The organism is Photobacterium arenosum, assembly GCF_014841115.1.
GTDB lineage: Bacteria > Pseudomonadota > Gammaproteobacteria > Enterobacterales > Vibrionaceae > Photobacterium > Photobacterium arenosum.
On the sequence record NZ_JACYTP010000003.1, the window covers coordinates 273,840 to 287,661 of the forward strand.

The 13,822-nt window shown below is 48.0% G+C and carries 9 protein-coding genes and 1 tRNA gene; 8 read left to right on the plus strand and 2 right to left on the minus strand.

What is annotated here, in order from left to right; translation table 11 throughout:
* Positions 1-17: 17 nt before the first annotated feature.
* The 5 genes from pal (at position 18) to IFO68_RS07210 (ending at position 5,804) form a co-directional block, all read left to right on the plus strand.
* Positions 18-551: a peptidoglycan-associated lipoprotein Pal gene (pal, locus tag IFO68_RS07190; protein WP_192015264.1), complete on the plus strand. Its 534-nt coding sequence runs from the start codon at positions 18-20 to the stop codon at positions 549-551.
* A 14-nt stretch (positions 552-565) separates the two neighbouring features.
* Positions 566-1,315 carry a tol-pal system protein YbgF gene (ybgF, locus tag IFO68_RS07195; protein ID WP_192015265.1) on the plus strand — a complete coding sequence of 250 codons (750 nt, stop codon included), beginning with the start codon at positions 566-568 and terminating at the stop codon, positions 1,313-1,315.
* A gap of 158 nt (positions 1,316-1,473) precedes the next feature.
* A complete protein-coding gene (gene nadA, locus IFO68_RS07200) occupies positions 1,474-2,535 on the plus strand; it encodes a quinolinate synthase NadA (RefSeq protein WP_192015266.1) in 1,062 nt (353 codons plus the stop codon).
* Between the two features lie 349 nt (positions 2,536-2,884).
* The gene (locus IFO68_RS07205; protein WP_192015267.1) at positions 2,885-3,826 is read left to right on the plus strand and encodes a TAXI family TRAP transporter solute-binding subunit; all 942 of its coding nucleotides are present in this window, start codon (positions 2,885-2,887) and stop codon (positions 3,824-3,826) included.
* A gap of 76 nt (positions 3,827-3,902) precedes the next feature.
* On the plus strand, positions 3,903-5,804 hold the full coding sequence (locus IFO68_RS07210; RefSeq protein WP_192015268.1) for a TRAP transporter permease: 1,902 nt from the start codon (positions 3,903-3,905) through the stop codon (positions 5,802-5,804).
* Between the two features lie 57 nt (positions 5,805-5,861).
* Here IFO68_RS07210 and IFO68_RS07215 read toward each other — a convergent pair whose 3' ends face one another.
* Positions 5,862-6,437 (minus strand): UPF0149 family protein, encoded by a 576-nt coding sequence (locus IFO68_RS07215; protein ID WP_192015269.1) that lies wholly within the window; start codon positions 6,435-6,437, stop codon positions 5,862-5,864.
* Between the two features lie 247 nt (positions 6,438-6,684).
* Between IFO68_RS07215 and IFO68_RS07220 the strand changes: the two genes are divergently transcribed.
* The 3 genes from IFO68_RS07220 (at position 6,685) to IFO68_RS07230 (ending at position 10,386) form a co-directional block, all read left to right on the plus strand.
* Positions 6,685-6,772: transfer RNA gene (locus tag IFO68_RS07220), tRNA-Ser, on the plus strand.
* A gap of 666 nt (positions 6,773-7,438) precedes the next feature.
* The gene (locus IFO68_RS07225; protein ID WP_192015270.1) at positions 7,439-9,271 is read left to right on the plus strand and encodes a M4 family metallopeptidase; all 1,833 of its coding nucleotides are present in this window, start codon (positions 7,439-7,441) and stop codon (positions 9,269-9,271) included.
* Between the two features lie 671 nt (positions 9,272-9,942).
* On the plus strand, positions 9,943-10,386 hold the full coding sequence (locus tag IFO68_RS07230) for an L-alanine exporter AlaE (protein WP_303453641.1): 444 nt from the start codon (positions 9,943-9,945) through the stop codon (positions 10,384-10,386).
* Positions 10,387-10,450: 64 nt separating this feature from the next.
* Here the strand turns inward: IFO68_RS07230 and mscM are convergent, their stop codons facing one another.
* Positions 10,451-13,765 carry a miniconductance mechanosensitive channel MscM gene (gene mscM / locus IFO68_RS07235; RefSeq protein ID WP_192015271.1) on the minus strand — a complete coding sequence of 1,105 codons (3,315 nt, stop codon included), beginning with the start codon at positions 13,763-13,765 and terminating at the stop codon, positions 10,451-10,453.
* Positions 13,766-13,822: the final 57 nt, after the last annotated feature.

Sequence of the window (13,822 nt, forward strand, 5' to 3'; positions counted from 1 at the left end):
ATAAATAAGGAAAAAAAATGCAACTGAATAAAGTTTTAAAGGGTTTGGCAATTGCGCTGCCAATGTTTACTCTGGCTGCTTGTAGTTCTACCGACAGCACAGACAGTTCTGCCGCTCAAACTAACACTGGCGCTGGTACAACTGGCTCAGAAACCACAGTTGTAACACCTGTAGATTCTGGTTCAGCGGCGATGTCAGAGCAAGAAGTCCGCAACCAGCAACTGCGCCAGGAACAAACGGTTTACTTCCAGTTTGACAATGCTGAAATTCAGGCCAGCTACCAGGCGATGCTTGAAGCACATGCTGAATACCTGCGTAACAACAGTGGTGTGAAAATTATTGTTGAAGGCCACGCGGATGAGCGCGGTACGCCAGAGTACAACATTGCACTGGGCGAGCGTCGTGCCAATGCTGTTGCTAAGTACCTGCAGGCACTGGGTGTGTCTTCAAGCCAGATCTCTATCGTAAGCTACGGTGAAGAGAAGCCGCTGGTACTGGGCCACACTGACGCCGATTACGCTAAGAACCGTCGTTCGGTTCTGGTTTACTAATTAAGGTTATGAAAATGAACAGTAACATGATGCGTTATGTCGCATTAACGTTGCTGATTGGTGCGGCGACCCCTGTGGTCGCCGCACCTGCTCCTGTTTCTGAGCTCAAAGGCAGCTCATCAAGCAGCGAAAGCAGTCTGCAACGTTTAGAACGTATGTTTGAGGCGCGTAGCCAGATGCAACTGGATATGCAGCGTCAACTTGATGAATTGTCCCGTGAAGTTGGCGAACTACGTGGTATGGTTGAACGCAATAGTTACGATATGAAGCAGATGCTGGAACGTCAGCGTGAGCTCTATCGTGAAATTGACAAATTAAGCCGTGAGCAACCCGCTGCAGCCAAAGCAGAGAAAAAGGATGTATCCGGCGGTGAAACCTATGCCGCCAGCGCCGATGAAAATACCGCTTATGAAAGTGCCGTGAATTTGATTCTGAAAGAAAAGGATTATGATGGTGCGGTGACGGCGTTCAATGGATTTTTGTCCACTTATCCTGATTCTGTGTATGCGGCCAATGCCCATTACTGGCTTGGGCAGCTTTATTTTACCCAGAACAAGATGGCGGATGCTCAAACACACTTTGAAGCTGTTGCCAGTTTCAAAGATTCCAATAAGCGCGCTGATGCGCTGTTGAAGATGGGTGTGTTAGCCGAGCGTGGCAACAAAGCGGATGTGGCAAAAAAACTCTACGAGCAGGTAGTGGCAGAATATCCCAATACTGCGACATCTCAACAAGCCGAAAAAAGCCTCAAGAATCTTAAATAACAGGATATCGGGCTTAGTCTCTTCCTCGCCGCTGACCTCTCAAAATTGGGTTAGCGGTGTCTGTTTGCCCCTTCTATGCCTTACCCGGATTAGTATTACAGCGTAATTGCAGTGTATAATGCGCGGATTGTAAGGACGAGCTGATAGAGCAAGACGTAATGAGCCTGACATTTGACCCTTCAGAAATGGTGTATCCATTTCCACCCAAACCTATTCCACTGACTCAAAGCGAGCAAGTGGATTACAAAGCGAAAATTAAAGCGCTGCTTCAGGAAAAAGAAGCTGTGCTGATCGCGCATTACTACACCGATCCCGAAATCCAGGCACTGGCCGAAGAAACCGGTGGTTTTGTGGGCGATTCGCTGGAAATGGCACGATTTGGTAATCAACATCCTGCGAAAACCCTGATTGTTTGCGGTGTGCGTTTCATGGGGGAATCGGCCAAGATTCTTACGCCAGAAAAACACGTGTTGATGCCGACGCTGGAAGCTGAATGCTCTTTGGATTTAGGCTGCCCGGAAAAAGAATTCAGTGAATTCTGCGATGCGCACCCGGATCACACTGTGGTGGTGTACGCGAATACGTCTGCAGCGGTCAAAGCACGCGCTGACTGGGTAGTGACGTCCAGTATAGCGCTGGAGATTGTCGAACATCTGGATGCCGAAGGTAAGCCGATCATCTGGGGACCAGACCGCCATTTAGGCAGCTATATCCAGAAGAAAACAGGCGCTGAGATGCTGTTATGGCAAGGCGAGTGTGTTGTTCATGATGAATTTTCCGCCAAAGCGCTGAAAGACATGAAGCACCTGCATCCGGACGCAGCTATCCTGGTCCACCCTGAATCGCCGGCGAGTGTGGTTGCCTTAGCAGATGCTGTAGGCTCTACCAGCCAGTTGATCAAAGCGGCTAAGAGCCTGCCGCAACAAAAATTGATTGTTGCGACCGACAAAGGCATTTTCTTCAAAATGCAGCAGATGGTGCCAGGAAAAGAACTGATTGAGGCACCGACGGCAGGAGCTGGCGCGACTTGCCGAAGTTGTGCGCATTGCCCCTGGATGGCAATGAACGGCTTGAAAGCCATTGAAGCAGCTTTGCGCGAAGGTGGCGAAAAGCACGAGATCTTTGTCGATGAAGCCATTCGTGTGAAATCTCTTATTCCGTTGAACCGTATGCTGGATTTTGCTGCATCGCTGCAGTTGCAAGTGAAAGGCAACGCCTGACACGGGCAAACCAGATCCACCGAGATGAAAAGCGGCCCTATGGTCGCTTTTTTTGTATCTGAAGACTTTTGTGTTGTTGAAGGTGTGGCGGGATTTTGCGAGATGTTGTGAAATCCGACTGTGATAGACAGACCTTAAACCGGTATAAGTCATTATCGGTAAGCGGTAACAGCAGGTTTTACTCGCCGTAACATAACAAAATGAATCAAATTTGTAACATTTAGTGGCACCTGAGATCTCATTGTCAGCATTTTTTAGTTGATCATGTATGCCAACAAGGCAATAACATTTATAGGATAAATAATAATGAAACAACCCTACTAAATATCTGAAAACTAGGATCATAACTATGCTTACACAATTCAGAAAAAGCTGGCTGGCCTTCACGACTACAGCATTGCTTACCTTATCGGTTCAGGCGAGTGCGGAAAATTACACCATAGGAACAGGCAGTCAGAGCGGTACTTACTACCCGTTAGGCGGCATGCTGGCCAAGATCTGGAGTGAGAATATTGATAACTTTGATATGCGGGCTGAGGTGACTGCTGCTTCGGTTGAAAACGTGATCAAAGTATCTACCCATAAGCAGTTGGCGGGTATTGCGATGGGCAATGTGGTTGAGCAGGCCTATGAAGGCACTAAACCCTTCCCGAGAAAAATGGACGCGGTAGTTTTGTTTGCTCTCTATCCCAATGTTGTCCAGTTTATGGTACCTGCGGATTCAGATATCCACAGTATTGCTGATCTTAAAGGTAAAAAGGTTTCGCTTGGCGCACCGGGTTCGGGTACACGAGTCAGCGCCGTTAATATTCTGAATGCCTTGGGGGTTGAAGAAAAAGATATTCAGGCCCAGTCTCTGAATTACACCGCGACCACCAGTGCGATTGCCAATGGTCAGATTGATGCCGGAGCCATTGTCGGCAGCTTAGGTGTAGGCGCAATCACAGAGCTGGCATTGACCCGTAATATCCGTATTTTGTCGTTTACCGAAGCGGATATGGCGAAAATCACTGCGGCCAACCCCTCTTATCAATTGATCGAAGCACCCGCTGACACCTATAAGAATGTCGCAAGCTTTAAAGCACCGGCAATCTGGAATGTGTTAGTGGTGAATAAAGATCTGGATAACAAACTGGCGTATGAAATGACCAAAACCGCCTTCGAGAATATGGATAAGATTCGTAAAACGATCAGCGTGACTCAATATACGACGATTGAAAATATGAAAAAACTGGGTGGTGTGCCATTGCATCCTGGTGCCCAGCAATATCTGGATGAGCAGTCGCAGTAAACATGGGTTGTTTTCAGGGGCGGGGAAGCGCAGACCTGGGTCTGTCTCTCAGCCCTTGTGCTGAATTGGAGTATTTATGTCAACGACAGCCACTGCCCGGCACGGGCAAAAGCTTGCAGATATGCTGATGAAAATAGCCGCTATAGCGGCTATCGTTTTGTCTGCCTTTCAGATTTGGCAAGGGGTGACGGCAGAATTAGCGGCGCCTGTTTTTCGTCCGGTACACTTAAGCTGGATTCTGGTATTAGTGTTTCTCACTCAGCCATTAATCAAACAGAGCCATTCTCTTCCACTATATCTGGCGGCACGTAGTGTCGATTTTGTGTTGTCGGCTGCCACCATCTGGGCGACCTGGCACATTGTTCAGTTTGATTATGACGATATCAGTTTTTTACTGGATGGGCTGAAAGGGGCAGATCAACTGGCTGGGTTGATCACTATCGTTGCCTTACTGGAAGCGACCCGGCGTTCTGTCGGCATGGTAATGGTGGTGATTGCGGCGGTCTTTATCACTTATGCGCTGTTTGGTGATGCCTTGCCTTCTGGCATCGCCAGCAAAGGGTTCGAGTTGGAAGAGCTGATTCGATTCCATATTTTTTCCACCAACGGGGTATACGGCGCGCCTTTAGCGATTGCGGCAGGGGTAGTGTTTATTTTCGTGCTGTTTGGTGCGTTTCTGCAGGTGACCGGTGCCGGGCAATTTTTTATCGATATTGCCTTTGCTGTTGCCGGTAAATACCGCGGTGGTCCGGCAAAAGCCAGTGTGATCGCGTCGGCGGCGCTAGGCTCTATTTCTGGCTCTGCCATCGCCAATACGGTGACAACCGGGTCGTTAACGATCCCTATGATGAAAAAGCTGGGCTACAAACCCGAGCAAGCTGCCGGCATTGAAGCCGCTGCATCCACTGGGGGGCAGATTATGCCGCCTGTTATGGGGGCGGGTGCGTTTGTTATGGCGCAGTTTACGGGGATTCCATATAGCGAAATATTGCTGGTATCGATCGCACCTGCGATTTTGTACTTTGCCTGCACGTTGCTTTATGTTCACCTGATGGCCTGCAAGCTGGGGCTGGAAGGGATGGATGTCAAAGCAGGTGTGCGTGAAGTGCTGAATAAAGGCTGGCACTTTCTCGCGCCATTGATTCTGGTCACTGCGCTGCTGATGATGAGTTACTCGCCGGTGCTGGTCGGGATTGCGGGATGTGTCGCTATTCTTGTTTCCGCCTTGTGTCGCCGTTCGAGCCGTGTCAGCCTGAGTCAGGTACTGGAAGGCATGAAAGAGGGGGCATTGATGGCCCTGCCGATTTCCGTGGCCTGTGCAACGGCCGGTATTGTTGTTGGCGTTGTCGGACAAACCGGTATTGGCCTGCAGTTCACCCAGTTCCTGCTGGCGCTGTCCGGTGGTCACTTATGGTCGGCACTCCTTCTGATAGCACTGGCGGCGGTGGTGCTGGGCATGGGCTTGCCTGTAACAGCCGCGTACATAGTGCTGTCCGTTATGGCGGTACCGGCGCTGAATGATTTCGGCTTGCCTATTCTGACTGCCCACATGATTGTATTCTGGCTGTCGCAAACTTCTAATGTCACGCCACCTATCGCTCTGGCGGCCTTTGCCGGTGCCGGTATTGCGAATGCATCGCCGATGCGATCTGCGGTGCAGGCGTTTAAACTGGCTCAGGGCTTTTTCCTGATCCCTGCTATGATGGCATTCTCCGGGCTCATACTGGGTGACGGGGAGACGCTGCATTTTGTGATTGGCATTGCGACAACGGCAGGGCTGATTATTGCATTTGCGGGTGGTATTGAGGGACGTTTGATTAACCCGCTCAATAAGCCGTTCAGAGTGATACTGCTGGCATTGGCACTGATGATGCTGTTTATGGATGACTCGGTCAGGTTAGCTGCGTTAGTTGCTGTTATCGGGATAGTCGTGGTAAACACCAAGTTAGGCCGGAAGAAGGTGGAAATGACCCACTGACGCTTGTTTCCAGCCCGTGTAATCAGCCGGGCAGAAGTGGCTGCCCGGCGGTTGGTATTACTGGTTTTCGGTAAGCTGTTGTGCGCGCTGAGTCAGGCCGCACAGCATGGGAGGGATGGCTTTGAATACTTCTTCAAATTGTGCCAGACCTTCAGCGCCTTGCTCAGATAAGGCGGCCATTGCACTTTCCGGATCATACAGCAGGCTGACAGAAAGCAGCACGCCACCCAGCAGGGCATTGTCCTGGCTGTTTTCCGGCATGATGGTTTCCCAGTCATCCCGGGCCAATTGCCAGCCCTGTAATACGCCTTCGGCAAATTCACGGGTGGCTGGCGTGACTAATTCTTTGTCATCCAAATCGCAGCCTTCCGGCCATTCCCAGCTATTGGACAACAAAGCCTGGCGCGCTTCGTTCCATATCTGAACGATGGCGTTGGCATAGTTTTCCAACTCTTCATGGCTGGTAAATGGCGAGGTTTCATCACCACCCCACAGGTAGGCCAGCCATTCAGCCGGATCCAGTAAATGAGGGGCCGCCGCCATTGCCGTTACAAAGCCACGGGTTTGATGTTCAGACAGCAAATGCTGACTAAGTTCAGGGTCTTGCAAAATTGCCGAAAGTTGCGCAGACATTATCAGTTTCTCTTTTAAATGGGCAGGCACGCTGTTCCAGCGCCTGGGAGCAGAATAACGGTATTGTAGCAGGCAGAGTCAGAAGACATAGCCTTGTAACGGGGAAACATGAAAAAAGGGGAGTGTGAGCCTGACAATGCTGCAAAAGTATCCACTTGATTGATAATGTGGTGATTTGGGTTGACCTCAGTCGGGGGCAACACTATAGTTACGCCCCGTTACTGAGTAAGCGCAGTGACCAAAATTAGGTGAGGTGTCCGAGTGGCTGAAGGAGCACGCCTGGAAAGTGTGTATACGGCAACGTATCGAGGGTTCGAATCCCTCCCTCACCGCCACATTCAGAAAAGACCCGTTGAGAAATCAGCGGGTCTTTTTGTATTTAACGACTCTGAGTTGTATCAAATGGCCTATAAGCCAGAAAATTAAAACTGACCTTCATTATTTCATTTCTGACTCAGTCTTTATTCATGAATCGTTATTTATTTTGTATTGAAAATTTAAAATAGCGTCGTTAATGCTAGATGACAGCGAACTGGTTTATTCACGAAATACTCATTTCTAATTTGGCCGTTAAGCGCTTTTATCAGCCGAAAATATTTGCGAGACACTATTCATTTTATGTTCATTCGTTACATTAAATATCAAACCCTCATTATATTTGTAAATTAGCAAGAACTAATTTGTAAATTTTCATATACAATCCGTGGTGATTCAACGTGTTGATTTTACTTGACATTAGAGTAATAGCTCTTATTTATTGTTTTAATTGTTATTAAAATGTTAACTTTTATGTACGTTTCATTATCGGTTTTTTGTTCGTTATGTTTGCAAAGTATTGAAATGCTGAGCCAAAGTTGAATCGCTTTCTTGAAAAGCATACATATGTGTAACGGAGCTGAAACAAGAAGTTCTCAGAAGTTAGGCGATAAAACATTTGCAGTATGAATGGTTTGTTGGTTGGGATGCGCAGGACAGCTCACTATAATCTCTAGGAATGAGTAATGAAAACAAACAAACAACAAGCTTTGGCTGTATTGACACTAGGTTCACTTTTCACCTTGCCGGCCATGGCCGCAGAAATGGTTGACGTAACCGATTCTGCTGTTCTGGAACAAGGGTTAATGGCACGTTCACTGACACCATTAAATAACAGTTTTAAACCTGTTAAATCGGTCACTTTGCCAAATGGTAAACAAAAGGTTCGCTATCAGCAGCTTTATAAAGGATTACCCGTTTATAATACTGCCGTAGTGGCAACGACAAGTAATAAAGGCCTGACTCAGGTTCATGGCCGAATGGCGCAAAATGTAGAGCAAGATCTGCCATTAATTCAGGCAAGTATTGATGAAAAACAGGCACTGAATATTGCTAAATCACACCATGCTTCTTTACATTCTCCGCAATTAACCGGTGAGCTGCCACTTGAAAATGAACAAGTGACACTGATGGTTCGTCTGGATGAAAACAATCTGGCTGAGCTGGTGTACCAGGTGAGTTTCTTTGTTCCTTCTGATGAGCCATCACGTCCTTATTTCTTCATTGATGCCAACACAGGTGATGTGCTGGATACCTGGGACAGCATCGCCCATATCCAGGCTCCGGGCTCTGGCCCTGGTGGTAACACTAAGACCGGGCAATATCAGTTCGGTGTGGATTTCCCGAATTTCATGGTGGAGAAAAACGGTACGACCTGTACCATGAATACCAGTGCAGTAAAAACCGTCGATCTCAATGGGGCGACCTCAGGCTACAACGCCTTCAGCTATAACTGTCCGACTGACAGCAACGCCAATAGCCACAAGCAGGTCAATGGTGCCTATTCACCGCTGAATGATGCTCACTACTTTGGCCAGGTTGTCTTTGATATGTATAAAGACTGGCTGAATACGGCACCGTTAACCTTCCAGCTGACAATGCGTGTGCATTACGGCTCTCAATATGAAAATGCCTTCTGGGACGGCAGCGCAATGACCTTTGGTGACGGTTCTTCTACCTTCTATCCACTGGTAGATATCAATGTCAGTGCTCATGAAGTCAGCCATGGCTTTACCGAGCAGAACTCAGGTCTGGAATACCGCAATATGTCTGGTGGTATCAATGAAGCGTTCTCTGATATCGCCGGTGAAGCGGCTGAATTCTATATGCGTGGCAGTGTGGACTGGGTAGTAGGAAGCGATATTTTCAAACAGTCCGGTGGCTTACGTTATTTTGATCAGCCATCCAAAGACGGCCGCTCAATCGATCATGCTTCGCAGTACACATCGGGCCTGAATGTGCACTATTCAAGCGGTGTATTCAACCGTGCATATTACTTGCTAGCCAATAAATCCGGTTGGGATGCCCGTAAAGGTTTCGAAGTTTTTGCAGTGGCTAACCAGCTGTACTGGACTGCCAACTCCAACTTTGACCAGGGTGGTTGTGGTGTTGTTAAAGCAACCCAGGATCTGGGCTATAACACTGCTGATGTTGTCGATGCCTTCAATACTGTCGGTGTCAATGCCGCTTGTGGTGTAACCCCGCCAACGGGTGATACGCTAGAAAAAGGCAAGCCTATCAGTGGTCTTTCCGGTAACAGAAGCAGTGAGCTTCACTACACATTCACTGTGCCAGCATCAGTATCAAGTGCTTCTGTAAGCATTACTGGCGGATCTGGCGATGCCGACTTGTACGTGAAAGCAGGCAGCAAGCCCACCACGAGCTCATGGGATTGTCGTCCATATGTTGGTGGGAATAATGAAACCTGCAATGTTTCCGTTTCATCTGGCCAGACCTACTACGTGATGCTGCGTGGCTACAGCAACTTCTCAGGCGTGACACTGAACCTGAATTACTAAGCCGTTTTTAACGTTATGAACCAGAAGGGAGCCTTGTGCTCCCTTTTTTCTTTGCTGAGCGCTTGGTCATGATATGTAATTAAATTTCACTTATGTAGTTATATCTCTTTTGTGTGCCTGTATCCCCGCGATAAAAACCTGCAGTTTTATCTTCATTTGGCATGATCTTCAGTCATGACTCAGTAAAGTGCACCTTATGCATACGATTTTTGGCAATCTTAACAGTGTTAATTGCAGGCTAGATGAGGTAGCCGAGCTTGTTCTATCATAAGTTTATGAAAAAAATATAAAAATAGCACAGGCAAAATGAAGCGAAACTTGGGGTGGGGTTTCATGTAAATAAACCGGATCTTGGCGATAAGCTGCGTTTATCAACTGACAAACTGAGCTTTCCGACCATTTTTGTGCCGTGAAACATGCGAAAAAACCGAATAACAGAAGGCAAGAAATACCTGAGTAGCACGTCAGTAGTGCGCAACTAGCTAAATATGCGGCTTTGATTACGATTATTGGTTGTAAATAGACAACATTAATATTAATACAGTGAGATATTTCACTGAAAAGTTGATTTAATATGACAAATGACTGGCTATGTGCGTTGATTCTGGTCATATAGTCTTTTTGAATTACCCATATTGGCTTTTATCTCTGGTTAATGGTTCGGAGCGGCAGTGAAAGAACAATTTAATGTGCGCAATGCGGCAGCAGACACTTTTGCAATGGTGGTGTTCTGCTTTATCACGGGCATGATGATCGAAGTGTTTATCTCAGGGATGACCTTCCAGCAGTCGCTGGCTTCCCGAACATTGTCAATTCCGGTTAACATTGCTATTGCCTGGCCTTACGGCGTCTTTCGCGACTGGATGATCCGTCAGGGCGCAAAATTGAGCCCGTTGGGCCGGATGAAATTCGTCTCCGATATGCTGGCTTACGTGCTATTCCAGTCGCCTGTTTATGCCGCTATCCTTTGGTTTGTGGGGGCCGAGCCTGAGCAAATCATGACAGCGGTTGCAACTAATGCGCTGGTAAGCGGTGTACTGGGTGGCGTCTATGGCCAATTTCTTGAAGTTTGCCGTCGTATGTTCAGAGTACCGGGTTACTACCAGCAGGCTTAACACAGCGAGTTAAAACGTCTTTCCTGAGAGGCAGTCCAACGGACTGCCTTTTTCGTTGCTGCCGCTAGCGGCTCAAAGGGTGACGTTGCTGCTTCTTGATGGCAATTTCAAGTTGAGGGTGCGCAATACTGATATCGTGTGCCAGGAACTTACGTTTAATCCGGCTGTGGAGATCATGGGTCAGACTGAGCCGGTGGCCGGTTTCTGCTGCATAGGCCCGCACTTCAAAATTTTGTGCGTCTGCAGTAATACTCAGAAAAAACACCTCGGGTTCAGGATTGTCCAGCACCAGTTCGCATTCATCTGCCGCCTCAAATAACAGCCGGGTCACCAATTCAGTATCAGCCAGATATTTCACACTGATAGCTATGGTTACCCGGGTGATGGAATCCGATAACGACCAGTTGACAAACTGCTCTGTCACAAAGGCTTTGTTCGGCACGATGACTTCTTTTCTGTCCCAGTCGACAATGGTGGTTGCCCGTGTATTAATTTTTGCCACAATCCCGGTAAGATCGCGAATGGTGACCGTATCGCCAATGCGGATAGGCTTCTCAAACAGAACGATCAAACCTGAGATAAAATTGGCGAAAATCTCCTGCAGACCAAAACCCAGGCCGACCCCCAGCGCTGCAATCAGCCATTGCATTTTCGACCATTCAAAACCTATCAATGCCGAACCAATAATGATGCCAAAGAAAATGGCCATATAGCGGGTCAGGGAAGTAATCGCATAGCCGGTTCCCGGACTCAGGCTGATGTGTTGCAGCACCAGCAGCTCCATTGCCCCGGGTAAATCACGGGCCAGAATGGCAGTCAGCCAGAGCGCCAGAATGGCGAGCAGCACACTTTTCAGCGTGATATGGCTGAGTTGTTCTATCCCGTCGATATTGGCATTGACGTCCCAGAGTGTAATGTCTTCAAGGAAGCTGGTGGCCTGGTATAAATCTGACGACAAGAGCGCCAGAATAAACAGGTAAATCAGCAGCAACAGTGAGCGTAAAAGCCGCAGTGACTGCGCACTGATGACATCCAGATCGACTTCTGGTTCTTCAATTTCAATATGCAGTTCACTGCTTGCTGGTTCCTCTTTGCCTTCAAGTAATTCAGCTCTTCGCTGCGCCAGTATTTCCTGACGTTTTGCTTTGGCACGTTCGAAAGCCAGCCTGCGTCGCTGAATCAGCATAAGGCGTTTGATCAGGTAATACACCAAGAGGGTAAACACGCCCAGCACTGCAGCATATTCGAGTTTGGACATCAGTTTTTGCGCTGAACCCAGATAGCCCAGCAGTGCAAAATAGTTAAGCGCTTGCGGTAATAAAATCAGCAGCCACCAGAATAAGTGATGGCTGAGATGCAAATGGCCTTGAGGTAGGTCCCGGTAGGTCATAGGAATACGCTCATTGGCCATTTTCCACATAAAGTAACTGACGGCTATGTTGCTGATGATAAAAGCAAGTCGTCCTAGTGTGGCGTTCACATCAATATCGTTGTAGAAGAAGGCAAAGTTTTGGATCACCATCATAGGGAGGTAAATCCAGAGCAATCGGCGATAGTGGCCGAAGCAGCGCATGACCAGATTGGGCTGCCAGTCAAAATGTTTGATGAGCAGGCCGTCCGGCCGTACCAGCTCCCTCATGAAACAGTACATGACCAGAGGCAATGGCAGTGCGAGGGCTTGGCCTAAGTGATGGATGAAAGGCAGTTGCCAAAGCGCGCTTAACAGGGCGCCAACGACGGCGACCACCAGTGGTGCCGGCCAGGCAAACAAGCCAGAGCAGATGACATTGATCGTGCTGAAGCTGAACCTGTCTTTGGTGACTTTACCTATATACTGACTGGTTTCTTTTAAATATTGCTTCCAGCGTGCGCGGCTCCAGCTGAGAGCAATAATCAGCAGTGCGACAATGATCAGACAGAAAGCCAGTAGCACAGGATCGGCAACCAAAGGGACTTTGAGTAAGCCCAGCCAGTGCGACGGTGAAAAAAACCACTGCAATTTTTCCAGTGTGTCGGTCGCTAATTTGATACTGAAAGCGTTGCTGTCCGGCGCCAGAAACAGCAAGCGTGCCGCTCTGTTTTTCAGGTTATTCAGTGATGAATCCAGTTTGTCATAGGCGACTTTCAAGGTTGCTTGCTGATAAATCAGGATGTCGCTGCTGTCTATCAGCTTTTCTAACAAAGACAGGTTGTTCTGAACGAGTTCGGATTGCAGTGCTTGCTGATCTTCGGACAGATTTTTTTCTGGCGCAGACTTTGCGCTTTCGGTCAGATCTTCAAACCGTTGCTGGTATTCATACTTACGGATCTGATTTTGAGCGATGTTATTGTCGAGCTCTGACATATCCGGCGGATCTGGCAGTCTCTTGAGCCGCGTACGCATGTTTTCACTGAAAGCAGGGCTGAGGGACAACCACTCGGCCATGTTATTCAGATCCTCTGCCGTTTTTGCCACTTGTTCTGATTGCTGATCGGTTTTTTCCTGTTGCAACTGAACCTGATCCAGTTGATCTGACAACGAGGACAACACACGGGCATAGCGCCGGTTTTCTTCACTGAGCTGTTTCAGTTCAGGGGGAAGATCGACCAGCTCTTGTACCAGCTCATCGGTATCGACGGCAGACTGTTCGGCATCGGTTCTGAGTAGCCGGTTCAGCATCAATTGCAGATTGTTACGATAAGCTTGTCTGGCCTCTATTTCTACATTGACCAGCTGGAGCTTTTGCTTGCTGAGCGTGCGGCGATTATCACCCGTCAACTGTTCGGCTTCGAGGGCAGACAACTGGTTGTCATAAAACTCATACTCAATGTTATGAACCAGCAACAGCGGGTTATCACGATCTCTTTCCGCCTGCTTGCGGGCTTTATCTGCATTATCTATCTGTTGGCGCAGTTGTTCGACCCGTTTTGGAAACGCATCAATACTGCGTTCTATGTCTTCAATCTCGTTGCGATAGTTATGTCGCTGTAACTCAAGCTGCTCTAACTTGTTGTCCTGTTCAGCTATCTCAAGGGTAAGCTGATCCTGGCTCCATTGGCTAAAGTCTGGAAAGTTTGAGGCATTAAAGTCACTGATTTGAGTTTTTATGGTTTCCGTTTGCTCATTGAAGTTATCCAGCAACTGCTGGTTCTTTTCGATTTGCGTTTTATAGGTTTGCGTTTTTTGCAGCTGATCCTGAGCCTGAAGTAGTTTCTCCAGTAATTTTTCATTCTCAGGCGTTGTCTCCAGCTCGTTAGCCAACGCAATCTGTTTGTCCAGTGCTTTACTGTAATCGGACGTTTGCTGGGTGGTGGCGGAATTTGACTCTTCACTGGCGTAGCAGGGAAAGACGGTGATCAATAAGACTAACGAGAGTACGAATACGGTGAGATTACGCATAGTGAAGTGGTGAGACTCAAATAAGAATTATCTTACAAGTGTAGAAATAAGCGTGTG

Excerpts from the sequence above, each read along its gene's own strand:
- pal (WP_192015264.1), top strand. The coding sequence starts at position 18 with ATGCAACTGAATAAAGTTTTAAAGGGTTTGGCAATTGCGCTGCCAATG.
- ybgF (WP_192015265.1), top strand. The coding sequence starts at position 566 with ATGAACAGTAACATGATGCGTTATGTCGCATTAACGTTGCTGATTGGT.
- IFO68_RS07210 (WP_192015268.1), top strand. The coding sequence starts at position 3,903 with ATGTCAACGACAGCCACTGCCCGGCACGGGCAAAAGCTTGCAGATATG.
- IFO68_RS07215 (WP_192015269.1), bottom strand. The coding sequence starts at position 6,437 with ATGTCTGCGCAACTTTCGGCAATTTTGCAAGACCCTGAACTTAGTCAG.
- IFO68_RS07205 (WP_192015267.1), top strand. The coding sequence starts at position 2,885 with ATGCTTACACAATTCAGAAAAAGCTGGCTGGCCTTCACGACTACAGCA.
- IFO68_RS07225 (WP_192015270.1), top strand. The coding sequence starts at position 7,439 with ATGAAAACAAACAAACAACAAGCTTTGGCTGTATTGACACTAGGTTCA.
- mscM (WP_192015271.1), bottom strand. The coding sequence starts at position 13,765 with ATGCGTAATCTCACCGTATTCGTACTCTCGTTAGTCTTATTGATCACC.
- nadA (WP_192015266.1), top strand. The coding sequence starts at position 1,474 with ATGAGCCTGACATTTGACCCTTCAGAAATGGTGTATCCATTTCCACCC.